Annotated in this window: 21 protein-coding genes, 1 pseudogene and 1 other annotated feature; of the genes and pseudogenes, 2 read left to right on the top strand and 20 right to left on the bottom strand. The window is 46.0% G+C overall.

The window, feature by feature from the left end; all coding sequences use genetic code 11:
• Window positions 1–3: 3 nt before the first annotated feature.
• The 5 genes from ACBP55_RS09110 to ACBP55_RS09090 all read right to left on the bottom strand — a co-directional run bounded on the left by ACBP55_RS09110 (window position 4) and on the right by ACBP55_RS09090 (window position 6,691).
• Complete coding sequence (locus ACBP55_RS09110) at window positions 4–1,380, bottom strand: bifunctional folylpolyglutamate synthase/dihydrofolate synthase (RefSeq protein ID WP_464650981.1); 1,377 nt, start codon at window positions 1,378–1,380, stop codon at window positions 4–6.
• Window positions 1,381–1,450: 70 nt separating this feature from the next.
• Complete coding sequence (locus ACBP55_RS09105) at window positions 1,451–4,120, bottom strand: valine--tRNA ligase (RefSeq protein WP_464650980.1); 2,670 nt, start codon at window positions 4,118–4,120, stop codon at window positions 1,451–1,453.
• 99 nt (window positions 4,121–4,219) lie between these two features.
• Window positions 4,220–4,472, bottom strand: a binding site (T-box leader).
• 178 nt (window positions 4,473–4,650) lie between these two features.
• Window positions 4,651–5,685 carry a LysM peptidoglycan-binding domain-containing protein gene (locus ACBP55_RS09100; protein ID WP_464650979.1) on the bottom strand — a complete coding sequence of 345 codons (1,035 nt, stop codon included), beginning with the start codon at window positions 5,683–5,685 and terminating at the stop codon, window positions 4,651–4,653.
• Between the two features lie 117 nt (window positions 5,686–5,802).
• On the bottom strand, window positions 5,803–6,246 hold the full coding sequence (locus ACBP55_RS09095; protein WP_464650978.1) for an RluA family pseudouridine synthase: 444 nt from the start codon (window positions 6,244–6,246) through the stop codon (window positions 5,803–5,805).
• Between the two features lie 10 nt (window positions 6,247–6,256).
• Window positions 6,257–6,691, bottom strand: a complete 435-nt coding sequence (locus tag ACBP55_RS09090; RefSeq protein ID WP_464650977.1) for a pseudouridine synthase — start codon at window positions 6,689–6,691, stop codon at window positions 6,257–6,259.
• 417 nt (window positions 6,692–7,108) lie between these two features.
• On the opposite strand from ACBP55_RS09090, the gene ACBP55_RS09085 reads away from it, so the two are divergent.
• Window positions 7,109–8,458 (top strand): phosphodiester glycosidase family protein, encoded by a 1,350-nt coding sequence (locus ACBP55_RS09085; protein ID WP_464650976.1) that lies wholly within the window; start codon window positions 7,109–7,111, stop codon window positions 8,456–8,458.
• Between the two features lie 62 nt (window positions 8,459–8,520).
• Here the strand turns inward: ACBP55_RS09085 and hemL are convergent, their stop codons facing one another.
• The gene (hemL, locus tag ACBP55_RS09080; protein ID WP_464650975.1) at window positions 8,521–9,819 is read right to left on the bottom strand and encodes a glutamate-1-semialdehyde 2,1-aminomutase; all 1,299 of its coding nucleotides are present in this window, start codon (window positions 9,817–9,819) and stop codon (window positions 8,521–8,523) included.
• A 70-nt stretch (window positions 9,820–9,889) separates the two neighbouring features.
• On the opposite strand from hemL, the gene ACBP55_RS09075 reads away from it, so the two are divergent.
• Entirely contained in the window at window positions 9,890–10,549 is a 660-nt protein-coding gene (locus ACBP55_RS09075; protein ID WP_464650974.1) for a Crp/Fnr family transcriptional regulator, read from the top strand.
• Here ACBP55_RS09075 and hemG read toward each other — a convergent pair.
• The 14 genes and pseudogenes from hemG to lon all read right to left on the bottom strand — a co-directional run bounded on the left by hemG (window position 10,546) and on the right by lon (window position 26,187).
• Complete coding sequence (gene hemG / locus ACBP55_RS09070) at window positions 10,546–12,012, bottom strand: protoporphyrinogen oxidase (RefSeq protein WP_464650973.1); 1,467 nt, start codon at window positions 12,010–12,012, stop codon at window positions 10,546–10,548. The two genes, ACBP55_RS09075 and hemG, sit on opposite strands and share 4 nt — an antisense overlap.
• Entirely contained in the window at window positions 12,009–12,956 is a 948-nt protein-coding gene (gene hemH / locus ACBP55_RS09065) for a ferrochelatase (RefSeq protein WP_464650972.1), read from the bottom strand. Before hemH ends, hemG begins: the two co-directional genes overlap by 4 nt.
• A gap of 1 nt (window position 12,957) precedes the next feature.
• Window positions 12,958–14,022, bottom strand: a complete 1,065-nt coding sequence (gene hemE / locus ACBP55_RS09060; RefSeq protein WP_464650971.1) for a uroporphyrinogen decarboxylase — start codon at window positions 14,020–14,022, stop codon at window positions 12,958–12,960.
• Window positions 14,023–14,256: 234 nt separating this feature from the next.
• Window positions 14,257–15,249: a porphobilinogen synthase gene (gene hemB / locus ACBP55_RS09055; RefSeq protein WP_464650970.1), complete on the bottom strand. Its 993-nt coding sequence runs from the start codon at window positions 15,247–15,249 to the stop codon at window positions 14,257–14,259.
• Window positions 15,250–15,323: 74 nt separating this feature from the next.
• Window positions 15,324–16,857 (bottom strand): annotated as a pseudogene (cobA, locus tag ACBP55_RS09050) (uroporphyrinogen-III C-methyltransferase).
• A gap of 5 nt (window positions 16,858–16,862) precedes the next feature.
• Window positions 16,863–17,810: a hydroxymethylbilane synthase gene (hemC, locus tag ACBP55_RS09045; RefSeq protein WP_464650969.1), complete on the bottom strand. Its 948-nt coding sequence runs from the start codon at window positions 17,808–17,810 to the stop codon at window positions 16,863–16,865.
• Window positions 17,811–17,812: 2 nt separating this feature from the next.
• The gene (locus ACBP55_RS09040) at window positions 17,813–18,565 is read right to left on the bottom strand and encodes a precorrin-2 dehydrogenase/sirohydrochlorin ferrochelatase family protein (protein WP_464650968.1); all 753 of its coding nucleotides are present in this window, start codon (window positions 18,563–18,565) and stop codon (window positions 17,813–17,815) included.
• Between the two features lie 5 nt (window positions 18,566–18,570).
• Complete coding sequence (locus tag ACBP55_RS09035) at window positions 18,571–19,401, bottom strand: cytochrome C assembly family protein (RefSeq protein WP_464650967.1); 831 nt, start codon at window positions 19,399–19,401, stop codon at window positions 18,571–18,573.
• 33 nt (window positions 19,402–19,434) lie between these two features.
• Window positions 19,435–20,838: a glutamyl-tRNA reductase gene (hemA, locus tag ACBP55_RS09030; RefSeq protein ID WP_464650966.1), complete on the bottom strand. Its 1,404-nt coding sequence runs from the start codon at window positions 20,836–20,838 to the stop codon at window positions 19,435–19,437.
• A 155-nt stretch (window positions 20,839–20,993) separates the two neighbouring features.
• A complete protein-coding gene (locus tag ACBP55_RS09025) occupies window positions 20,994–21,530 on the bottom strand; it encodes an S-adenosylmethionine decarboxylase (RefSeq protein ID WP_464650965.1) in 537 nt (178 codons plus the stop codon).
• A gap of 126 nt (window positions 21,531–21,656) precedes the next feature.
• The gene (speD, locus tag ACBP55_RS09020; protein WP_028556978.1) at window positions 21,657–22,064 is read right to left on the bottom strand and encodes an adenosylmethionine decarboxylase; all 408 of its coding nucleotides are present in this window, start codon (window positions 22,062–22,064) and stop codon (window positions 21,657–21,659) included.
• Between the two features lie 250 nt (window positions 22,065–22,314).
• Entirely contained in the window at window positions 22,315–22,902 is a 588-nt protein-coding gene (locus ACBP55_RS09015) for a hypothetical protein (protein WP_029194640.1), read from the bottom strand.
• 244 nt (window positions 22,903–23,146) lie between these two features.
• A complete protein-coding gene (gene yihA / locus ACBP55_RS09010; protein ID WP_464650964.1) occupies window positions 23,147–23,818 on the bottom strand; it encodes a ribosome biogenesis GTP-binding protein YihA/YsxC in 672 nt (223 codons plus the stop codon).
• 23 nt (window positions 23,819–23,841) lie between these two features.
• A complete protein-coding gene (gene lon, locus ACBP55_RS09005; protein ID WP_464650963.1) occupies window positions 23,842–26,187 on the bottom strand; it encodes an endopeptidase La in 2,346 nt (781 codons plus the stop codon).
• Window positions 26,188–26,339 lie beyond the last annotated feature (152 nt).

The raw sequence follows: 26,339 nt of genomic DNA, 5'->3' as shown, positions 1-26,339 counted from the left end.
TTCTCACCATCCTTTTTCAGAATCGGTTTGATAGGTAATCCAAGAACGAACATCAGAGATTAAATACAGCGTGCCGGATACGACCGCCAGATCATCCTGCTCAGTTCTACTTGTAAGTGTTTCTAAGGCTTGCTTCCAGTCTCGTTCGATAATGATATCTACCGTTCGATTCATCTCTCGCAGCAGCTCTCTTGCAATCTCAGCAAGCATTGAAGCGTCGCCTTTTTTATGAAAATCAGGTTCCGTAATAATAAGAGTATCCACCAATGGTAGTATATGCCTTAGGTAGCCTGTATGATTCTTCGTGGAGAGCATTCCTACCATCATATGAAGCTTACGGTACGTATATACACTTTGAAGCGCGGCAGCCAGTGTTACGGCCCCTTCTGGGTTGTGAGCGCCATCGAGTAATATACGTGGCTCGCTCGAAACCATCTCAAGTCTGCCCGGCCAACGGGTCTCCTTGAGTCCTTTGAACAGATCTTCGTCATCTACGATGCAGGCATAATATTGACGAAGAACTTCAAGCGTCATTACGGCCACTGCTGCGTTCTTCAATTGGTGCACTCCGTTTAACGTAATCGGCACACCATTGATATTTCGAAACGGCCCGCTAAAATCAAACGTTTGGCTATCTAGCTCGCTTGTGACATTCGAGAAATTGAATTGTCCGCCAAGTGAGTAGAGTGTTGCTTTTTTCGCCTTGGCTGTTTGATCGATCACACTCCAAACCTCATGCGGCTCAACAGCGGTAATGACGGGTACACCAGCTTTAATAATGCCCGCTTTTTCTGCTGCTACTAATTCGAGTGTATCTCCCAAGATTTCCATATGGTCATGGCCGACATTCGTAATGATGGTTACGACAGGATTCACAATATTCGTGCTATCCAGCCTTCCCCCGAGACCTGTTTCCCATACTACATAATCGGGATATGCCACTTTACCGAAATACATAATCGCTAGTGCGGTCGAAATTTCAAACATAGACGGAGGACCGACCTCAGTCTCTGCAATCTCGTCTACGATTGGCTTCATATCATTCACCAGTGTGAGCAGCACGTCGTCTGGAATGTCGGCTCCGTTCACTTGGATACGATTCGTATACTTCTCCAAATAAGGAGAGGTGAATGTACCCACGTCATATCCGCAAGCCTGCAACACCGAAGATAGATAGGCACATGTAGAGCCTTTGCCATTCGTCCCAGCCACATGAATGAACTTCAGCCTACGTTCGGGGTGACCTAGTTTCTCCATTAACATCTGCATTCGTTGAAGTCCCGGTTTTATGCCGAGCTTCTCCATTCGGCCGACAATCCAGGCAATGGCTTCTTGCGCGGTCTTGAATTCAGCCGAAGGGGTGTCTTTGATTTTATCCATCGATCTCATCCTCATTTACTATATGAATCAGCTTGTTCTTGTCGCTAGGCATTCGTTTGATTTACCACAATTATCCTTTTAACTCCGCCAATCGAGCAATCACTTTGTCTCGCTTATCGGCATAATCAGCAAGCTTTGCTTTTTCTTCCTCGATAACCTTGGCTGGTGCCTTGGCAACAAAGCCCTCATTGCCCAGTTTCTTCTCAATACGTTCTACTTCACCATGCAAAGTTTGCAATTCTTTATCCAAGCGCGTGAGCTCTTGTGCAATGTCGATAAGACCTGCTAGCGGCAAGTAAAGCTCAGTTCCTGTAATAATAGCTGTCATAGCTTTCTCTGGAGCTGCCATCACTGCGTCGATCTGGAGCAGGGACGTGTTACAGAAACGCTTCAGGTATTCTTCATTGCTGCTTAGAATAGTCAGCGTTTCGCTGCTCGCCGGTTTTACAAGCAGTTCAACTTTCTTGCTCATCGGTACATTCACTTCAGAGCGAATATTACGAACGGAACGAATAACGTCCATTAAGAGCTCCATCTCGCGAACTGCATCAGGCGATTCGAAAGCCTCATTTTCTACTGGCCAAGAAGCAAGCGTAATCGTCTCACCCTCATGCGGCAGATGCTGCCAAATCTCTTCCGAAATGAAAGGCATGAACGGATGAATCAAACGCTGTGTTTGGTCAAGAACATAAGCCAGTACGGACTGCGTTTTACTCTTAGCAGCTGCATCAGCCCCGTATAAGCTTAATTTACTGAACTCGATGTACCAATCACAGAGATCATCCCAGATGAAATTATACAGCAAGCGGCCGGTTTCACCGAATTCATAGCTGTCGATTAGACGAGTCACGTCACGAACAGTTTCGTTCAGGCGATGCAGAATCCAGCGGTCTGCCGTACCCAGTTGACCGGTTAAATCAATATCTGCTGCGTTTACACCTTCGAGATTCATTAAAGCAAAGCGAGACGCATTCCAGATCTTATTGGCAAAATTCCGCGCTTGTTCTACACGTTCTAGGCGGAAACGCAGATCTTGCCCAGGTGTGCTGCTAGTGGAAATCATATAGCGCATAGCATCAGCGCCGTAATTCTCGATGACTTCAAGCGGATCTACACCATTGCCAAGTGATTTCGACATTTTGCGACCTTCGGAATCCCGTACAAGTCCATGCATCAACACATCTTTAAACGGAATTTGCTGTGTAAATTCCAGCCCTGTAAAGATCATGCGAGATACCCAGAAATAAATGATATCATAGCCCGTTACAAGCACATTCGTCGGGTAGAAACGCTTCAAATCCTCTGTTTCATTAGGCCAGCCCAATGTTGAAAAAGGCCACAATGCCGAACTGAACCATGTATCAAGTACGTCATTGTCTTGATTTATATTCGTGCTTTGGCAATGAGAACAAGCCGTAGCGTCCTCACGTGTTACCGTGATTTGACCACAATCTGCACAGTGCCATGCTGGAATCCTATGTCCCCACCACAATTGACGAGAAATACACCAGTCACGAACATTTTCGATCCAATTCAAGTACGTTTTCTCGAAGCGATCCGGTACGAAATTAACGCCATTGCCTGATTTTTGCGTATCAATCGCTTTCTCAGCAAGCGGCTGCATTTTCACGAACCATTGTGTTGACAAATAAGGCTCGATAACCGCACCACTGCGTTCACTGTGACCCACTTGATGGACATGCTCTTCAATTTTAATAAGAACACCTTGCTCCTTCAAATCCGCCACGATTTGCTTGCGGCAATCAAAGCGATCTTGCCCTTGATACGGCCCCGCATTCGCGTTCATCGTACCCGTTTCATCCATAACAAGAATTTGCGGCAGGTCATGACGTTTCCCGACCTCGAAATCGTTTGGGTCATGCGCAGGTGTAATTTTAACAGCGCCGCTTCCGAATTCTTTTTCTACGTATTCATCCGCAATGACCGGAATCTCACGATTCACGATAGGGAGCAACAGCATTTTGCCAATGAGGTGCTGATAACGCTCATCCTTCGGATGAACCGCAACCGCAGTATCACCGAGCATCGTCTCAGGACGTGTCGTGGCGACAACGATGGAACCAGTTCCGTCGGTCGTTTTGTACTCTAAATGATAGAGGGCGCCTTGCACCTCTTTATACTCTACTTCGATGTCAGATAGCGCTGTACGAGCCGCTGGATCCCAGTTAATAATATAATTCCCGCGATAGATGAGGCCTTTCTCATAAAGGCTTACGAATACTTCACGAACGGCTTGTGATAGGCCCTCATCCAAAGTGAAGCGTTCACGCGAATAGTCCAGCGAGAAGCCCATTTTAGCCCATTGCTCACGAATCGTGTTCGCATATAGCTCCTTCCACTCCCACACCTTTTCCAAGAACTTCTCGCGTCCAAGATCATAGCGTGATTGTCCTTGCTCGCGGAGCTTTTGCTCTACCCTAGTTTGAGTGGCAATACCAGCGTGGTCAGATCCAGGCAGCCAAAGCGCGTCATATCCCTGCATCCGTTTGGTGCGAATTAAAATATCCTGCAGTGTGAAATCAAGCGCATGCCCAATATGCAGCATACCCGTAACGTTCGGAGGTGGAATCACAATGGTGTAGGTTTCCGCATCAGGACGGGTGCCCGCTTTGAAAAATTCATTTTTAATCCAGTAATCATACCACTTGCGCTCAGCTTCTTTAGGATCGTACGTAGTAGGCATTTGCAATTGTTCTTTGGTCTCATTAGCTTCTGTCATAAGATTACCTCCATTACTTTTATCTCTGTTAAACAGGCTTATGATGCCTGCTAGTCATCTCGCATCGGTGTTCATTCAAACAAAAAAAGCCCTCCGCCCGCAAAGGACGAAAGGCTTGCTTCCGTGGTACCACCTTCATTCCGCGCAGCTTCAAAAGAAGCGCGTGGCTCTCAAACAGATAACGGCTGCGGCCGGCGAATGCTAATGCTGCTCTCCGAATAAACGGGCGCATACAATCACATTCACAACTCCAGGGCGACTTCGTTCGGTTGCTTCCTATGGAACCTTTCAGCGCTACCAGTTCCACTCTCTGAAGGGCTTACCGCCTACTACTCCCTATCAACGTTTCCAATATTACTCAAAATGGTTTACATCATATGATATCGAACATTTGAAATAGAGTCAATATATCATTCCAGTATTACCGTTTATGCATAAATTATGCTTGCTTCCGAAAGATGTTACGAAAATGAATAAGAGCCTCCAGCCGCTATAAGCAGCCAGAGGCTCTTGCCTATGTAACAGGTTATTTATCTAGGCAGATAGATAACCTGCCCAACGGATATTTCTTGATCACTCATGCGGTTCAGAAACTGAAGCTCACGCGGGTTGAGTTGATAGCGTTTGGCAATGGATTCCAGCGTATCTTCTTTTTGAACAATACATAGTTTGAGTTTCCTAAACTCTTGGCTTCCTGTGTTGCTTTGAAGAAAGAGTCGTTTCCACTCCACAGCATCTATTCGCGTTTCTTCCGCAAGTGCAGCTTGAGCTTCTGCTTCTGCATTCCTCTTATCGGTTAGATACGAGCCTGCCTTAGAAAGCAGCGATTTAATACCGTACGGGTTGATGTCAACAGCCTCATTCGCCTTTTTGCCAAAGGCGACCTTGAGTTCTTTCTTGTCTTCCGTAACCACCGTGCTTTCTTGATGGGGTGTCACTTTTAGTTCGGTTTGTTCAATCTCCACAACAACAGCACCATCGTTAGAGCCAAATTCAGAAACAACCTCATCTTGAGCGGGAGCCTCATAGGGAGGAGGAGCCGCATAAGACGATACGTTTACGGGTTCTTGAATGATCGGAAGTGTCGGTGGTTCCTGGACGAACTGTGGCGTATAAGGCACAGCTGGCTCGAACCTTGGGATGTTAACCTCATGCACAAAAGTAACTTCCTCTTCTTCCCGCCAGCTCTCCAACGGAGCCGAAACAATTTCGACGCCTTGCAGGGAAAGCACACCTGTAACGTTCAGACTTCGTGCTGATAAAAGATCAATATCAAAATTTTCAATTTCGACTTGAATATCTTCTACACGATGAATGCGATTTAAAGGCAATGTAATCTCGACTGGAATCAGATGCTCTAGTGATCTGGGTGCATCCCTTTCTTCACTGAAATAATTGCCCGTGAGCAGCAAATTTCCTTTCAGGATTGCTTGATCATCCAAAGTAATTACCTGAATATGAGGAAGCAATTCTACATCATTCAATTCTTGTATCCCCGCTAAATCTTCTTGCAAATGAACGCGTTCATAGATATCGAATCTTAAACCAGGTTGTTGTTCAGACACCGAATTAATCCTCCCTTCCATCAAATCCAGATGCTGGACAGCATACGGATTGTTTGGCCATTTACTTGTTTGTCTCTAAAAGTATATGGATGGTAAGGGCTAGGCATGACTACATTTTTACAGGGCTGAAACTTCCTCTAGCAAAAATTTGAAATCTTGCGGCAATGGAGCGTGCACGATGACCTGCTTTTGAGTAACAGGATGATCGAACGAAAGCTTCTCTCCATGCAGCGCTTGTCGATGAAATAAACGCGATGAACCCCCGTATAGGGAATCCCCTGCTAATGGGTGGCCTAAGTGACTGAGATGGACCCGAATTTGATGGGTTCTCCCTGTTTCCAGCTCTAATTCCACGAAAGCTGCCTTCTTCATTTGCTCTAAAACCCGATAATGCGTAACCGCTTGATCACCGCTTGGTGAAACTCTTCGCTTGCCTGAGATATAACGATCTTTACCGATAGGTTCATCTATCGATCCTTGTTTTAGACGAAATACGCCTTCAGCTAGCGCCACATAGCGTCTATCAATCCGTTTGTCACGCATTGCTTCATCCAGAAGCACATGCGCCCACTCATTTTTGGCATAAAGTACAGCTTCCGGTCGTATCTTGATCTAAACGATGGATATGGCGAATCCCACAAGCCTGGCCAGTCGATTCAAAATAGTAGGCTACCGCAGAAGCCAACGTACCGCTTTGCCCTGCTTCTGCTGGATGTACGGACATGCCTGCCGGTTTATTAACGACAAGGCAAAAGTCATCCTCATACAAAATGCCAAGATCATTGGGCTCCGGTCTGAAAGCAGCCTTCTCTTCAGGAAAAGCATGAAGTCGAATTTTGTCATCGTGAATTCGAATAAGGCCTTGAGAGGCTAGTCGAAGAAAATACTTTCTAGGAACTGGCAGTATAGCTGCTAATTCTTCTATCGCCCCTGGTTTAAGAGGTTTCCATAACGGATTTGGTAGGGGGATCTCTAACCATTCACCGCTGCGCTTCCACTCAGTCATTGATGTATTCCTTTACGAAAAGATATATAGATTGCGAGCAAAATCACCAGAAAGACAAAAACAACGGCCATTAAATCTATTGGAAAATCAAAAAAGTAATATCGTTTCATAGCATTCATGGCTCCTTAAGGAAATAGGGATTATGTACACTTTATTTTAACAATTACCAATAACAATTGCATGCAAAAATATGATAATATAAATCTTGTATTGTCTTTTTTCGACATTACTTATCAAAATATCTAATACCAAATAGAATAATAGAGCAGGAGAGGGACACCTTGGGTAGTTCAATATTAGAACATTTTCGGAGTTATAGTTGGCTGAAGCGCACTTTTCTCGTAATAGCTGTCTGTACTTTTCTTAGTTCAAGCTTCTTATTTCTAACCCCTCCAGGGGGAATATATCCGCGAATATTTGGCTAAAACCGTTATTACGACGCAGCATCGTGACTGGGCCTGGATTTTCGTTGGTGCGGAACGTAGAGATCAGATGGTTCTCGAAATGCAAAATTTGACCGAAATCAACTCTGTTGAAAAACAAGATTTGCGAGCGGTTCAATTCAATAAAAATCGTTCAAGGGAAAGTCTCGTGAAAGTGGAAGATATTTCTGGCCAGTTATGGAAGGGCAAGAAAATGTATGTATATGACCCGCGTACGATTCGTGTCGTAGTACCCGCAAAGCAAGGTGAAGGGGAAAGAATTACCTCCATGGTAGAGCGTACTGGCGCTGTCGCCGGCGTAAATGGCGGTGGCTTCAACGATCCAGACGGACTTGGAAACGGATTTGCGCCAATTGGTGCTATTATGTCCGGCGGTGAAATTCTTTATACAGACCAAGAGGGCAGCGTTCCTCAACATATTGTTGGATTCACAAAAGAAGGCACACTCATTATCGGGAAGTATACGATTGACGAGCTGCTCAAACTCGGTGTCACGGACGCCGTATCCTTCTATCCGCGTGTTATTGCTAACGGAAAACCGCTCATTACTAGCGGTGACGGAGGCTGGGGACGCGCACCTCGTACAGCTGTGGGACAAAAAGCCGACGGAACGGTTATCTTCATCGTGATCGACGGCCGACAAACGCACAGTGTAGGCGCAACACTCAAAGAGGTACAAGATCTATTTCTCGCTGATGACGTTATTAATGCCGGCTTCTTGGATGGCGGAGCTTCCTCTGAGATGGTATACAATGACGAGCTGATTACAAAGCCCTCCAGTCGTTATGGGGAGCGTCGCTTACCTTCTGCTTTTCTAGTTTTTGATCATCCTGACCAAGTAAAGGTCAAGAATGTTTGGGAAGGGCTTAAGACAATCGATCCAGGCGGTGCTTATGACCACCCTGAATTCTTGAAAGAACAAGCGAATAAAAAAGCGAACCCGCCTAAAGAAACAGCTACACCGAAGCCAACAACATCAACCAAGCCTGAATCCAGCAGTGAAGCTGGTAAGAATGGCACGTCTAATCCTCCTTCAGGATCAGATCATGGTACGGTCAAACCAAGTCCGTCAGCGAAGCCTGAAACTTCACCGACGTCTTCTACGAAGCCGAGTCCATCTCCGACTACGGGCACTGGCAACGGCAATACAGGCACAGGTTCTGGCACTGGCACAGGAAGTTCCTCACCCTCACCGGGAGCTTCCACATCTTCAAAGCCGAGCCCTACGCCTACACCGAGTACAAGCCCTAATCAAGGGCAAACAAACAATGGGAATCCTGCATTGCCATCTCCAACCGCTGCTCCTACAATAAAACCAGAATAAATCTTCTACATAAGTCGCAAAAGACCTGGCCGCATTGGCCAGGTCTTTGTATGTTCACAAAATTATAATCGCTTCAACGCTTCACGATGAGCATCGATTGTGGCATCGATATCTTCATCGGAATGTACCGTAGATACAAACATACCTTCGAATTGTGAAGGTGCAACTGAGACGCCCAGATCGAGCAAATGGCCAAAATAAGCATTAAACTTAGCCAGATCAGACGTTTTGGCTGTATCGTAATTCGTGACAGTCTCCTCGGTGAAGAATGGACATATCATGGATCCTACTCGGTTAATTGTGCTTGCTACGCCAAATTCAGCAGCATTCCCAGCAAAACCAGCTTCCAGCTTCGCAGATTTACGTTCCAGTTCCTCATACACATTAGGCTCACCCAATAAGGATAACGTTGCGAAGCCTGCTGCCATCGCTAGCGGATTGCCTGATAAGGTTCCCGCCTGATAGATTGGACCTGCAGGAGCAATCTGCTCCATGATGTCCAGTCGGCCACCATAAGCGCCAACAGGGAGTCCTCCGCCAATAACCTTACCTAGACATGTTAAATCAGGTGTAACGCCGTACAAGCCCTGAGCACAGTGTTTATGCACGCGAAAGCCAGTCATCACTTCATCGAAGATTAACAAGGAGCCATATTGCTGCGTAATGGAACGTAATCCTTGTAAAAACCCTTCAGCTGGAGGCACTACGCCCATATTCCCTGCAATCGGCTCAACGATGATAGCCGCGATCTCTTCCCCAAACTTTTCAAACACTAATTTAACCGATGCCAAATCATTGTAAGGGACGGTGATCGTATTCGAGGCCACGCTATTCGGTACCCCAGGACTGTCTGGAAGGCCTAGTGTAGCTACACCGGAGCCAGCTTTGATCAGCAGCGCATCTGCATGTCCGTGGTAGCTTCCTTCGAATTTCACGATCTTGTCGCGCTTCGTAAATCCACGTGCTAACCGCAGGGCACTCATCGTCGCTTCTGTCCCCGAATTCACCATGCGGACCATATCTATGGACGGCACCCGTTCAATAACCAACTTTGCCATTTCCGTTTCTAGAAGCGTCGGAGCACCGAAGCTCGTTCCTTTTTCCGCTGTACTTTTAATAGCTTCCAGCACGACAGGGTGAGCATGTCCTACAATTAACGGACCCCAAGATCCTACATAATCAATAAAGGTATTGCCGTCAATATCTGTTACGCGAGAACCTGAACCCTTCTCCATGAACAAAGGTGTTAATCCAACCGACTTGAAGGCGCGAACAGGACTGTTCACTCCACCCGGAATGATTTTTTTAGCTTCTTGAAAGGCTGCCGAAGAGAGCGTGTCGATTCTGCTCGAATTTCCCATAATTTCATACCCCCCGTAAACTATCTATGATAAAATGAGTGGACTTACTATACATAAAGGCGGTACCCCTATGATCGATATCATCAAAAAAGTACCTTTATTCTCCCATTTGAATGAAGAACAATTCAACGCTCTAGCTCAGATTTGTACAAGACGCACGTTTACAAGAAGTACCGTCCTATTTTCCGAAAAAGAAGTCGGCTCCGTCTTTTATATGGTCCTCAGCGGCTCTGTCAAAATCTTCACAACTAGCAGCTCTGGTGAGGAAAAAATCTTGTCCATCTGCAAATCAGGCGAAAGCTTTGGTGAACTTTCACTCATTGATGGCAAGCCGCGCTCGGCTTCGGCCCAAACGTTGGAGGACAGCGTTCTCCTCACATTGACAGGACAAAATTTCCTCGAATTGCTACGCACTCATTTTGACATTACCTTGGGCATTATGCAAGAGCTCAGCAGTCGACTGCGCGATACGAATCAACAAGTGTTCGATTTGACCTTCTTAGACGCGAGAACGCGTGTCATCAAAAGTTTGATCAAAATGGCGAATAAGCATGGACTGCGTAACGGAAATACGATTACGATTAAGCTGGTCCTTAACTTTGATGAAATATCTCAACTGGCCGGCGTACAAAAAGTGACGCTCATGCAGGTGATTCGTGATCTGGAAGAAAAGCAAATCTTGATCATTTCAGCATCCGATTTCAAAATAGATCTGGCCAAGCTACGTTAAATCGAACTGGCTGTTTCTACGGCTTCCGGCGGCTGGCTTTGGATCAGATCTGCAAGCTGCCACGCAGCCTCTTTACCTTGCCTAATACAGTCAGGAAGACCCACTCCATGAAACCCCGCGCCTACGATAAGGACTTGAGGCATAGCTGCTGCAAGCTCTTCACGGAACTGTGCAATCTGCTCCAGATGACCCACTGGATATTGCGGCATGGAATGCATGAGTCGTGTTACATCCGTAAAGAGCGGTTCAGCCGTTAGTCCTAACAGTTCTCGCAGGTCATGGCGAGCTTTGCTAACTAGTTGTTCATCTGACCATTCCGGCCACTCTTGCTCACCAGCACGACCGATATAACAGCGCAGAAGAACCTTCCCGTCTGGGGCTGAATGGAGCCATTTAGCAGATGTTAACGTACACGCCGTAATCGTCCTGCCCTCGGTTTTCGGTACTAGAAAGCCCGATGCATCCAGTTCAAAAGGGATGTCTTTGCGATCGAAAGCCATAATAACATTCGCCACGGAAATGTAATCAATCTTCTTAAGCTTATTTACTGCAGGGAAATCAGCTAACAACTGCGCTGCCTGATAAGTAGGCGTAGTCAGGATAACGCCATCAACTATTTCACTATGCCCATCCTCAAAGATAACCTCGGCCTGCTGCTGTCCCATTTTCCGAACGGATACAACCCCAACGCCATTTCTTAGATCCACAGTTTTCAAGGCGTCTTCTAAGCCCGAAACCAATGTCTGAAGTCCCTTCTTGAACGTCACAAAAATCGAGTTACGAACAGCAGAAGGTAAGTGAGCACTCTCTTCACTCACGTTTTTGCGGCTGGCCATCATTCCTAGAATTAAACTTCGATGCTTCTGTTCCATCGCTCGAAACTGCGGGAACGTAGCTTTCAAACTAAGCTTAAACGTATCTCCCGCATAAATCCCTGCTAGAAGCGGCTCCACGATACGTTGAAGCACTTCTCTCCCTAAACGGCGCTCCAGAAAATGCCCAAGAGATTCATCTGTCGATACATCACGCTTAGGCAGGATCAAATCCAGTGCAGCTCGCATTTTACCTAATGGAGAAATGAGGCCTGTCTTCATGAACGGTGTCATTTGCGTGGGTATGCCGAGCACTAAGCCAGGCGGCATGCGGTGCAGCTTGCCTTGACGTACAATGTAGGTCTTTTTCGCCGCAGGGTTCGTACCTGTAAGCTCATGCTCAAGCCCAAGATCATAAGCCAGATCAATAATAGGGCGCTTCCGTGCAAGGAAGGAATCCGGCCCCTTTTCAATGACGAAACCCTCGCGCTCTATGGTATGAATTTTCCCGCCAAATGTGGGTGATTTCTCCACCACAGAAAGCCGAAAAGGAGCTCCCGCTGACTCCAACCTTTTCTTTAAGTAAAAAGCTGCGCTAAGCCCCGTAATCCCCCCGCCAACAATCATGTAGTGAGGAATCCTAGTATTCATGATAAACTAGTGACCTCTTTCCATTTCTTGTACACAACATCACTCAATGTTTCCAGGTATAGAGGGTCTGTATTTAGGGATTCTGTTCGTTCCAAATGCAGTCCAAGCTCTTTAGCCAAAGCCTGTGCTTCAATATCGATATCGTAGAGAACCTCCAGATGATCTGAAACAAAACCGATCGGACATAGGAGAACATTCTTGACGTTCTCTTCTTGATTGATTTTCCGAATAACATCCAAGATATCCGGACCGAGCCATGGCATCGCTGTTTGCCCAGCGCTTTGCCAACCGAACTGCCAATTCGTTAAACCTACACGTTCGGCAATAACTTTGGAAGTGGCAAGCAATTGATCTGGGTAGGGGTCTTTCAATTCAAGAATTTTCTCAGGCAAGCTGTGCGCAGTAAAGATAACACGCACATCATTTCGATTCACACCTGCGAATTTCTCCAAGGCTTTGTCAACACGAGTACTAAGGGCATCCACCAGTTTAGGATGAAGATGGTAGTCAAGAACGAAATCAATCTTCAGACCAAGCGCCTCTGCCTTATCTTTCGCTCTTTTGACATAGCCGCCAACACTCATCGTGGAGTAGTGAGGGGCAAGAACGACTCCCACAGCCTCCGTAATACCATCCTTAACCATTTGCTCTACACCGTCTTCTACGTAAGGCTGAGCATGCTTCAGACCCTGATAACAGACGAATTCAAGGTCTGGATGTTCTTGACGAAGTGTATTCTCCAACCCTTTAACCTGCTTGTTTGTATTTTCACGCAGCGGGAAGAACCCTCCAACAATTGCCTCATAACGAGCCGTTAATTCATGCAGCTGCTCAGGTGTTGGAGGATGGCCACGTCTAATATGTGTGTAATAGGCTTCAACTTGATCCAAACTTTCCGGCGTACCATAAGACATGACTAAAACACCTATACGTTGACTCGCCATGCTAAACACCACTCTTTTCTGCTTGCTGAGATAATACGGAATGTGAGTAAGTATGAATGAATGTAGTCAAATCCTTAAGCTTCTCAAGCGATGCTTCCGGGAATAAACCATGGCCAAGGTTAAAGATATAACCTGGTTGCTGGATTCCCTCATCTATAATGGCTTTCGCCTGCTGCTCAATAACGCTCATCGGAGCTGTTAAAATATAGGGATCCAAGTTTCCTTGCACGGCAAAACGCTCGCCAACTCTGGCGCGGCCTACAGAAATTGGAATCCGCCAATCTAGACCAATGACATCCGCTTGAATGTCTTTAAGATAAGGAAGCAGCTCTCCTGAACTCACGCCCGGGAAATAAATCTTTGGCTCCTTCAAGTCCGCAAGTTCTTTGAAAATACGCGTCATTGTCGGCAGCACATACATTTGGAAATCCGCAGGAGAAAGCGCGCCAACCCAGCTGTCAAATACTTGAACAGCTTTGGCACCCGCTGCGATATGCGCTCGCAAGTAGGTAATGACCATATCGCCAAGCTTCTCCATTAAGGCAAACCAAACCGTTGGTTCGGAGTACATAAGCTGCTTTGTACGAATATAGCTTTTGGATGGTCTACCTTCAATCAAGTAGCTCGCAATCGTAAATGGCGCACCCGCAAATGAGATGAGGGGAACCTCAAGCTCCTTGTCCAAGATACGAATCGTTTGAATGATATGCGATAAATCTTTCTCCACATCGATAGGACGCAGACGCTCAACATCTTGCGCTGTTCGAACTGGCGTATGAATCACAGGACCGACATCTTTGACAATATCAAAATCAACCCCAAGAGAAGCTACGGGATTCATGATGTCCGAATATAAAATGGCCGCATCAACACCCAACTTTTTGATGGGCATCATCGTAACTTCCGCAGCTAGCTCTGGTTGCTGACAAATTTCGAGCAGTGAGTACTTTTCTTTGATTTTGCGATAATCCGGATCGTAACGTCCAGCTTGGCGCATATACCAAACAGGCAGTGTATCCACTTGTTCTTTACGGCATGCTTTAATAAAATTATCGTTGTAGGTCATGAGGCACCTTCCATATATAGGGATCTTTGGCCCTAAGCCAAAGTCTCTCCGATTGGTTTCCATCTATTCTCATTCATTATGCCCTAATTATACCCCTGTCACAACTGAGGTAAGCTTAGGTTTTGCGACAAAAGTATGACAAAAGAACCATCCGCACTAAGATACATGCTGATCGTTTCCACCGGAAACTGCTCGCCTTTGCATCTTAGGTGAATGGCTCTATTTGGAAATTATTTATTTTTTCAAATAACGAGCAATGTCTTTGGCAAAATAAGTCAAGATGATGTCAGCGCCGGCACGTTTGAAGCTGGTCATTGTTTCCATTACGATAGCTTCTTCATTCACCCAGCCCTGCATGGCCGCAGCCTTAATCATCGAATATTCCGCACTCACATTATAGGCAACTACCGGCAAATCAAAGTTATCCTTCAGCATCCGAATGATGTCCATATAAGCAAGAGCCGGTTTCACCATGAGGAAATCAGCCCCCTCTGCAACGTCACTTTCCGCTTCACGCAAAGCTTCGCGCCCGTTGGCTGGATCCATTTGATATGTCTTGCGGTCACCGAATTGCGGTGTTGAATCTACAGCATCCCGGAATGGACCGTAGTAAGCAGATGCATATTTAACGGAATAAGCCATAATCGGTGTATTCTCGTAGCCTGCTTCATCTAATCCTGAACGAATCGCATGCACATAGCCGTCCATCATATTGGAAGGAGCGATAATGTCAGCACCCGCTTTGGCTTGCGAAACTGCAGTACGAACTAAAAGCTCCAAGGAAGCATCATTTGCCACATCCGCATGTCCTGTAACCGGATGATGATGGATAACACCACAATGGCCTGTATCTGTAAACTGACATAGACACGTATCGGCGATAACGAGCAAATTCGGGTTCAATTCTTTAATCAAACGAGTTGCTTGCTGCACAATGCCTTCATCCATAAAAGCGGATGTTCCTTTCGCATCTTTATGATCCGGAACACCAAACAGAAGAATAGCTTGAATGCCAAGCTTTGTGATTTCTTCGATCTCTTCCTGCACTCTGTCTAAAGAAAAATGATAAACACCCGGCATTGAAGGGATTTCGGACTTGATGTTCGAACCATGCGTGACAAAAATAGGTTGTACAACATCGTGAACCGTCACTTGATTTTCACGTACCAGATTACGAATAGCTGCATTGCCGCGTAAGCGGCGATGACGAACGATAGGGAAACTCATGTAGAATTCCGCCTCCTTATTGGCGCTCAGATGCGTCTCCTTATCCTTATGAAGCTGCATCTGAAGCATTTTTATTATTTATATTGCGAAATACTTTGTACCAATGAAGCAACGGTAGACTCTTCCGCCATATACGTTACCGGCAGTCCACATTGACTGGCGGTCTCTGCGGTTTTGGGTCCAATACAAGCAATTTCAACCCCTTGCAGCAAGGATAGCGGGTCTTCCACACCCAGCTGACGCAAGGCTTCGAGTAAGTTTGTAACCGTAGATGAGCTTGTAAAAGTTATGATATGAATGCTTTGATTTTGCAGAAGATGAATGATTTCATCCCCATCGTCTGTTGTGAGTACATTTTCGTAGACATCAACTTCCGTTACTTCAAGACCGAGCTCTTTGAGCTTATCAGGCAGATAATCACGTGCCAAGTCAGCCGTAGGTAATAGCACCTTCTGACCGGCTTTCAAATCTGCTTGAATGGCTTCCAGGATACCCTCGCCGTGAAATTTGGCTGGGAGTACATCCGCAATAATGCCACGCTCAGCTAGCGCTTCGGCTGTCTTCGGGCCTACGGCTGCAATGCGAGCATTCCCCATCTTACGGACATCGATCCCTTTTTCACGCAGCCTCCGGAAAAAATACTCAACACCGTTTACGCTTGTCAGCAGCACCCAGTCAAATTCATGAAGCTTGTCTAGCGCTAGGTCCAGCGCTTGAATGGCCTCTGGGCGACTTGGCGGTTGTAATCGAATAACAGGGAATTCGACTGCTTCCCCACCCATATCATCGATTAAATCCACAAGCTCACTTGCTTGGCTTCTAGCTCTTGTGACAAGCACTCGACGCCCAAAGAGCGGCTTCTTCTCGATCCATGCCAGCTTCTCACGCAGCTTAACAACTTCACCAACAATAATAACGGCTGGCGATTTGAAATTAGCTGATCTCACCTTCTCCGTAATATCAGCCAAGGTTCCCGTAATCGTTTCTTGATCTGCCCATGTTCCCCATCTGACGAGGGCAACTGGCATTTCTGGCGGTTTGCCGCAGCGAATCAATTCGCGGCAAATTTGTTCAAGATTCGCTACACCCATCAAGAAAACCATGGTGCCAATCGCCTTGGCCAGATGCTCCCAGTCCAAACTGGAATAGGTCTTATTCGGGTATTCATGACCGGTAATAATCGCAAATGACGAAGTGAAGTCGCGATGAGTTACTGGAATCCCCGCGTAAGCAGGAACCGCAATCGAGGATGTGATACCTGGAATAATATCGAAGATCACATCGTTATCTGCTAGCAGTCTCCGCTTCCTCGCCCACTCGACCGAAAACGCTGGGATCGCCGCCTTTGAGACGAGTCACTACTTTTCCTTGAAGGGCTAGATCCACGAGCAATTGATTAATTTCTTCTTGCTTAAGTATATGTTTGTCCGGAAGCTTACCGACAAAGATCAGCTCAGCTTCCGGTCTGCGATGCTTGAGTAGACGAGGGTTGGCCAGCCGGTCATATACGATGACATCGGCTTTCTGGATAGCTTCCATACCGCGAACCGAGATGAGCTTAGGATCTCCGGGACCCGCACCAACGAGATAAACTCTTCCTTTGTTCACGAAGCTCACTTCCTTACCTCAGCCAGGATACGTTCTGCGCCTTGCGCAATCAGCTTATCGGCGACAAGCAAACCAAGCGCTTCTGGATCGCTCCCGGAAGCCGTTTCCTTGAGCATGGTGACGCCGTCCGGCGTACCGACCATGCCCGTTAAAGTGAGCAGCGGCGCCTCTGATGCGCTGCTGTCTTCACTGATGCTCGCGTAAGCGCCGAGCGGCACCTGGCAGCCTCCATTGAGTCTGCCAAGGAAAGCCCGCTCCGCTCGCACCGCGAGCGCGGTAGGCTCATGCTGGAACCTGCTCAGCAGGTCCAGCATGAAGGCGTCGCCGCCCCGGCACTCGATGCACAGCGCCCCCTGCCCTACGGCAGGGAGGCAGATCTCGGGTGGCAAGTACGCGCTGATGCGATCCTGCCAGCCGATCCGGTGCGAACCGGCCGCGGCAAGCAGAATCGCATCGAAGTTCTCCTCATCGAGCTTGCGCAGCCTCGAATCAATGTTCCCGCGGACCGACTCGATGCGGAGGTCCGGGCGGAGGTGCTGCAGCTGGCTGGCGCGCCGCAGCGAGCTTGTACCGACGAGCGCGCCTTGCGGCAGCTCGTCCAGGGAGCGGTGCCCGCGTGTGATCAGCGCATCGCGCGGATCCTCACGCTTCGGCACCGCTCCGACGACTAGCCCTTCGGGTAGCTCGAAGGGCATATCTTTCATGCTGTGGACGGCCATGTCGATGTCGCCGTCCACGAGTGCCTGTTCAATTTCCTTGACGAACAAACCCTTGCCGCCTACCTTGGACAAGGTGACATCCAGAATGCGGTCGCCCTTCGTGACAATTTTCTTTATTTCAAATTGACAATCGATCCCATGGTCCGCTGCAAGCTGTTTTAAGAGCTCCACAACTTGTCCTGTCTGAGTTAATGCCAACGCACTTTGTCTAGTTCCTACAATGATTGTTCTCATCTCTACCCGCCTCCCTGTACTTGCTGCCCGATATCCTTGATAGCTGCTAACCAAGCAGATAGATCTATACCTCTATCACCAACTTGCTCCTGCATCCAAGGTTCTTTCTCTAACGTTATGTATAGCTTCTTTTTCCAACTCTCGAACGTGTCGTCCCGAATTTTGGCCAGCACGTCCCATTCAAGCATCTCTTTAAACACACGTTGCCTAGCCTGTTTATCGGCCACCCTGCTCTGAATCAGTAACCGTAAATCACTAAGAAAATCGAGGTAGGTTTCATACTCCTCACCATAAGCGTTGTCCAATTCTTGAGCGATTTTACGAGCAGCTGAAGGACTTGCTCCACCAGTTGATACAGCAATAACTAACTTCCCTCTACGAACAACAGAAGGCACGATGAAGGAGCTCAAATGAGGTTGATCAACAACGTTGATCAGCTGTCCCTGCTTTGATGCTATCTCATGCACGTGAGCATTAACTTCCGCATCATTCGTTGAAGCTACAACCAAGGTGTAAGGAGCAAAATCTGAGTCCCTATCGATCATTATCGATGGATGAAACGTTTGCCTATACAGAACCACTTCAGACTGGTTCTCCATCTCCATAAGCCCCAAGGTAAATTCTGTGCTTACGATTGTTACATGGGCACCTGCTTGCAGCAGCGATTTCACTTTTCTTTCAGCTACAGCACCGCCGCCGATGACTAAACATCGGCGGCCGGACAGATTCATCATAATCGGATAGGGATGATTCATCGTCGTTAGCTCCATATCCAACCATGAAAGCCTGAAACCAGATTAGAAACCACGAAATTGAGAACAACAATCAAGAATGCCGCGAGATTCCATGCTGCCAGCTTATTGCCCGAAATACGCATAGAATGCTGCTGAAATAAATAAAAAGCGTACGCAGCCAAAACAAAAAATGAATTAATCACCTTAGGATCATAAAGTAAATTACGATTTCCCTCCAGCACAACCCAGACCACACCCAGACTTAAAGCCATAAGAAGCAAAGGTGCACCGACAATAACGGAGAGATAAGTGTAATGTTCAATCTTCTCAAGTGAAGGTAATCGCATAACCGTTTTTGAAAATTTCTTCGCTTTCAACATTTTGTGTAGGAACACATACATGCCTGAGAAAATAGCTGCAATCGAGAACGCCACGTAACTGCTAATCGCTAGGGTAATATGGATAAATAATAGCTCATCATTGATGTTCCAATCAGGCTTTATTGGCGTTACATGCGGATTACCGAATACATTCAAAGCCAAAATGGCAAAACCGAGCACATTCACAAAAAATACAAACAATTCAATGCGGAAAAATCGGTTTATCAACAGTGAAATCGTGACTATCAACCACGAAAACATAAAAAGTACGTCCGACCTGGCAAACGCCCATTCCGTTAAATGACCGTACAAATTAATTCCTAAGTAAGCAGTTTGCAGCACCCATACAAACAAAAGCAGCCCCGTCCCCATCCGTTTCGCGCTTCGGTTCGCATTAGCGAAATCCGAAAAGTAAAACAATAGGCTCAGGGCATACATATAAATCATCGCATCAAACAACCAGCTACGTGTTACCATGGCACCTCTCCTAGGCGATTAGCGCCCTTTTCTTCAAGATTGGGCTAGAACATCAGCTGTCTGTAAACTAAGCACGGATAACTTGTCTTCCAGCATCTGCTTAGCTTCAACTGCTTTATGCCCGGCTTCTAGTTCTTGTGCTAACTGATTGGCTTTCTCTTGTTGTTCAAGGGTCTCTTCCAGGGCAAACAGTTTCGTGAATAGCTCAAGCGCTTCATCGCCATGACGCTCTCCTGCCATTTCCTTAATGCGCAGGATCGGGTCTCGCAGCACTTGATTCACAATGCTTTTCGTCAATTTACGAATAACTTTAATCTCACGTTCATCTAGGTCCGGCAGCTTCTTTAACATATTATCCATCGTCTCTTCGTGGATCTGACTTGCTTTTGTTTGAAGAGCGCTAATGACTGGACTTACACCAAGCGTCTTCGTCCATTGTTCGAAAACACCGATTTCAGACTCAATCATCGTTTCAATCTTTGCAGCTTCTTTCTTTCTCTCTTGCAAATGCTTGTCTACGATATTCTCCAGATCATCGATATCATAAAGAAAAACATTCGGTAAGCCGCTAATTTGTGGATCTAGATCCCGAGGGACCGCAATATCCATCATGAAAAGCGGACGTGATTTTCTTTTTTGAACATAGGACTGAATATCATTTTTCGTAAGAACATATCCCGGAGCGCCCGTTGAGCTGATTATAATATCCACTTCCGCTAAATGCTCCATCATGTTATCCATGGTACATGGAATGCCGTTAAATTTCTCGGCCAATTCTACTGCACGTTCAAACGTACGGTTAACCACGATAACTTTGTTAGCGCCATTGGCGTAAAGGTGCTTCACAGTGAGCTCGCTCATCTTACCAGCACCAATAATCATAACCGTCTTGTTCATGTAGGTACCGAATATTCGTTTACCAAGTTCCACCGCGGCGTAGCTGACGGAAACTGGATTATTGCTAATGCCTGTTTCGGAGTGTGCTTTTTTGGCAAGTGTCACGGATTGCTTAAACAAGGTATTGAAATAAGCTCCGGTTGCTTTCATATTTTGAGATGATAAAAAAGCATCACGCACTTGTCCTAGAATTTGGGTTTCTCCAATGACCATGGAATCTAAACCGCTTGTTACGCGGAATAAATGTTCAATCGCTTTTTCATTTTCATACATATATAAATGCTTTTGGAATTGATCCTTGCCGACTTGGAACCAACGTTCAATGAAGTGAGTCAAGTAATGACTGCACATCTGCGGTCGATCCACAACAGCGTAGATTTCCGTGCGATTGCAGGTGGCGACAATTACACACTCCAAAATGCTTTTCGTGTCTTTCAATTCTGCCAATGCCTTAGGTAAATCCTGCTCGGAAAGAGCAAACTTCTCCCGAATTTCTACCGGGGCCGTACGATAATTCAAGCCAAGCGCGATAATATGCAAAGGTACCACCTGCCTTTCCGTCTAATTCTATGTACCATTATAGCACAGCAAAACAAGCAATCCGACAAATTTTTTGTATAAATTATGAATGCTTCATACTGCTCGTTAGTTTTAACAGCATTCCGTTCCTATATACGTCATCTGGAACAAACTCTTTATTGAAGTGCTTTTTTTCGTATAAAAGAGGTTAAATTCCGATCTAATTCTGCCATCTTCGTATTTTGAGACGAAACAATATCGCCATTCGAAGCCATCATTTTCTCATAAAGATCGTACAAACTTTTGTACTGAAGCCAAACTTCCTTCAAAACCTGGATTTCATCCGGCTTTAAAGCTCGCTTTCCCCCTACCTGCAGACGCTTTAAATACTGCATTAGCTGAGTCATACTGTCCAGTGAAGTCAAATATTCGCTTCCTCCCGCAGCAAGCACTAACCGTTCATGCGTATAACTTGCCGAGTAAAGGGCTTGCCCCACAGCGTTCAATCCTTCGGTATCTTTGCTTTGAGCAGCTTCTTCCAGATAGCTCTTCAGAAGTTCCATCTGAAACAGAGATACTTGATACAGTAGATGGGTAACATCATGCTCTTCTTTATGCGGGCCTAGTATTTGAACGAGTTGATAGATAGGCCAGATGATGAGAAAGGCAATCAAACTGTAAATCACTGCTTTTCTAGCTATTTTCTGCTTCAAATCCGTTCCCCCAGTTCATGTTAGCTTCATGTTTGGACATATGTCGCAATAACATTGTATGGGTAACTGGACAAACAAATAACCACGGATTTCTCCGTGGCTATCGTTATTGTTATGCGCAGACTCTTATTTAACAAGCTCTGCTTGCTTTATTTCAGGAGTTTCTACTTGCAGTTCACCCATTCCGCGAACTAATTTCTTCGCATAGAATGTTTCTGGTTTCAATACGGATACCATAAAGTCAATTGCTAATTGAGGGTCCACTGTCTCACCGCAAGTATAACAATCAAGCGCGGCAAAACCTCTCTCAGGATAAGTATGAATGGAGAGATGACTCTCGGACAACATAACAAGTACAGTTGCTCCTTGTGGTTCAAATTGCTTGGATTGTACAGATAATACGGTTGCTCCGCATACCTCGGCAGCTTCTACCATCTGAGCCTGCAGCCAATCTGCATTATTCAGAAGTTCGAAATCTACCCCCCAAGTATCTACAGCAACGTGTCTTCCGAAAGTTGAGTATTCTGTTTCCATCTTTCGGTTCCCCCTTCCTAGGAATAAAATGTCTGAAAAAAATTTCATCCGCTAGGACCTACGTCATTCACTTCCCGAGGGTATAATCTCTCGCAACATTCAATGTCCTGAGTGAATCCTGGTTCCTATATTGTTTCAACGAGAATAAAAATAACATCTATCGACGAGAAATGCAATAGTTTTTTTTGCCAAGTGACGGAAAACAAAAAAGACCCTAAAAAGGGTCTATTGTAATTGGGTATATGTGTAGTTAAGCCTCCAATATAAACAAACGATGCGTTAGCTCATTGAGGCGAGTGTCGATCTGCTGATGTTCTTCCTGTTCCTGCAGCATATTACGCAAATCAAGAAGATGGTTAATTTGATCGTAGATCATTTCAATCTCTTGCTCGACTTCTCTCTTTTGAAACATTTGCTGCATAAGACCAATGGTGTCTTTGTACTCATAGATAACGGTCAACAATTGCCCTTTGACTTCCTCGATTTTAACGACGGTCCCACGCTCATAGTAGTAAACCATAGTATAACTAGGGTAAATCCGATTTACTTTTGCGCTTCCTTTAAACTCTGACACCGCTTTACGCATCAAATTAGCCAGTAATGTGTTACTTAATCTGCAGGATCCTGTGCATTCATATAGGCCCGATTTCTTCTCAAATGAAAGGACGATTTCCTGACCTGCTCCATCTTGAAAAACAACCTCTTGGTTGCCATTTTCCAAGACCTTCACTTGCAATGTCACTTGATGATCCACAAACATTTGAAAAAACCTGAACATCTCGGCTTCTGTTAACTGGAGGCAGGTTTTGACATATTCAGTCGCTAACCTTTGTGCCATAAAAATCCCTCGATTCTTTGTTTTCAAGCCATTAACTATTACCTTGTTTATTATTATACTACATGCGTCTCTAATATTCCTGCGTGCAATTCATTATAATCAGCCAAATATTCTGAAAAAACCAAGGAATTACGGAATGCCAGCAAATTTTCCCCAGTAAACCTCGCTTTCCCGTATACTTCTTCTTGATTTTCTCTGTCTTTTGACGTCCTCCTTATCCTTACACAAAAAACCGCCCTATGAATCAGGACGGTTCTTGTTCTTTACCTTGTTCTTTATCTTGTACTTTCTCAATCACGAGTTCATTTGCTTCTTCAGGTTCTGGCTCTCCATAAGCAATGGCTTGCTCTAGAATCCCCCACAGCTCGTCCTTGCCGAGCCCAAGCTCCGAGGAAAACATCAATGGTTGGACACCTTTATCCATCCCCAAAGTTTCTCGGACAATTTTAATGTGCTTAGGCCATCTGCTTTTTGGGATCTTATCGGCCTTAGTCGCAATGACGATGACAGGCACATCATTATGTCTTAGCCACTCGTACATGGCTTGATCATCTTTGGAAGGAGGATGCCTCAAATCAACTAATTGCATAACAAGGCGCAGTGTTTCTCGATTCATTAAGTAGCTCTCAATAAATTTTCCCCACTGCTCCCGTTTCGTTTTGGAAACTTTGGCGTAGCCATAACCTGGAAGATCTACGAAATATAAGTCCTGGTTGATTTTATAATAGTTAAGTGTTTGGGTTTTGCCGGGCTGTGAGCTGGTTCTAGCCAAATTTTTGCGGGAGATCATACAGTTAATGAGTGAGGATTTCCCGACATTAGAACGCCCTGCCAGAGCAATCTCTGGCAAGGCATCCTCTGGATATTGGCTAGGTCCAACCGCACTGATAATAAACTCAGCTTGATTGACTTTCATGGATGTTCAACTACTTTCTATCGTTATCCGACTTGCACGGGAGGCTTATTTTTGACAAGTGCATGTTCAAGCACTTGATCCATATGGCTGACTGGAATGAAGGTCATCTCGGCGCGGACACTTTCTGGAATTTCGATGATGTCTTTCTCATTATCATGAGGCAGCAGGATGGTACGGATACCAGCTCGGTGTGCCGCGAGCGCCTTTTCCTTGAGTCCACCGATTGGCAGCACACGGCCGCGCAATGTGATTTCACCTGTCATAGCAACCACACGAGAAACAGGAATATTCGTCAATGCCGAAATCAATGCTGTTGCCATTGTAATTCCAGCAGATGGACCATCCTTTGGAATAGCGCCCTCAGGAATGTGAATATGGATATCGTTCTTCTCATGAAAGTCAGGTGCGATGCCAAGCACATTAGCCCGCGTACGTGTATAACTGAAAGCAGCTTGCGCTGATTCCTTCATTACATCACCGAGTTTACCCGTCAAAGTTAACTTGCCTGTTCCTGGCATAACAGTGACCTCAATGACTAAGGTATCCCCGCCAACCTCCGTCCAAGCAAGGCCTGTTACAGCACCTATTTGATCTTTCTCTTCGGCTACATTATAGCGGAACTTGATGGGTCCTAGATAGTCCTTCAAATTTTCTTCCGTTACATGTACCGGTGTAGTTGGATTAGATACGATCTTTTTGGCTGCTTTGCGATTCATGCCTGCGACCTGCTGCTCTAAATTACGAACGCCTGCTTCACGCGTATATTCACGTACGATTTTCATTAAGGCAGCTTCATCCACTACAAGTTGATCTTCTTCTAGACCATGCTCACGCTTCTGCTTAGGCAGCAAATACTTTTTCGCAATTTGAAGTTTCTCAATCTCTGTATAGCCTGGAATGTAGAGAACCTCCATCCTGTCTAACAAAGGGCGAGGAATATTGTGAACAGCATTCGCTGTTGTCACGAACATGACATTGGACAAGTCAAACGGAACTTCAATGAAATGATCACTAAAAGTGCTATTCTGCTCGGGATCAAGAACTTCAAGCAATGCCGAAGCCGGATCGCCGCGGAAATCCATTGCCATTTTATCAATTTCATCTAGCAAGAAAACAGGATTATTCGTTCCAGCGTTCTTCATCCCTTGGATGATCCGTCCCGGCATAGCCCCGACATACGTACGGCGATGACCGCGAATCTCAGCCTCATCTCTAACCCCGCCAAGCGAGATACGGATGAACTGTCTTCCCATGGATCTAGCAATCGATCGAGCAATGGAAGTTTTCCCAACGCCCGGAGGGCCAACTAAACAAAGGATAGGTCCTTTCAGCTTCTTAACAAGCTTCTGTACCGCTAGGTACTCGAGTACGCGCTCCTTTGGCTTATCAAGCCCGAAGTGATCCTCATTCAAGATTTCCTCTGCCTTATCTAGGTCTAAGTCATCTTCGGTATTTTTGGACCAAGGCAGTCCCAGCAGCCAATCAATATAGTTGCGGATGACGCCTCCCTCGGCAGAAGTCGCTGGCATCTTCTCAAGACGGTCGATTTCCTTCTCAACCTTCTCGCGGACTTTCTCCGGCAATTCGGCTTCTGCCAACTGGTTGCGTAGATCATCCACTTCGCCAGCGCGGCCTTCCTTATCGCCAAGTTCCTTCTGGATGGCTTTCATTTGCTCGCGAAGGTAGTATTCCTTCTGCGTTTTTTCCATTTGTTTCTTAACACGCTGGCTAATTTTACGTTCTAGTTCAAGCACTTCCCGCTCATTATTCAAGATATTGAGCATTTTCTCGAGACGCTCGCGTACATCTACCGTCTCCAGAATCTCTTGTTTATCCTTAATTTTGAGCGATAAGTGGCTGCATATGACATCTGCTAAACGGCCTGGCTCATCAATGTCCGAAACAGCAGCAAGTGTTTCTGGTGTAACCTTTTTCGACAAATTAATGTAATGCTCGAATTGGCTTAGTACGCTTCGCATGAGCGCATCGATCTCAGGATCAGTGATTTCTTGCTCCGGTAATTCCTTAGCCGTGACTTCATAATATTCATCATTCACGAGGTATTCAACAATCTCAGCACGCAAAACACCTTCTACCAAGACACGAATCGTTCCATTCGGCAGTTTCAGCATTTGCCGTACCTTAGCAATCGTCCCGATGCGATAAATATCCTCTTTGGCAGGTTCTTCTATGTTGATCTCTGATTGAGAGCAGAGGAGAATCATGCTGTCATCCACCATTGCCCGCTCGAGTGCTTTAACCGACTTTTCTCGCCCTACATCCAGATGTAGAACCATGCTCGGATAAACCAGCAGTCCCCTTAGAGGCAATAGCGGCAATCTGCGCACCTTGATTTTTCCGGGTCCCATCCTCTGCACCTCCTAATATATGGATCTTTGAACGGAGTTCAAAGTCTCTCCGCGTTGGAACATATTTCTATACCTTCGTTGCCCTTTACATTTTATCAAAACTGCAAACAAAACACCAACTAGCACCCTGACTCGTCATGTGAGGTTTCCGT

This window comes from Paenibacillus sp. WG02 (assembly GCF_055396115.1).
This window is presented reverse-complemented; position numbering and strand designations above follow the sequence as displayed.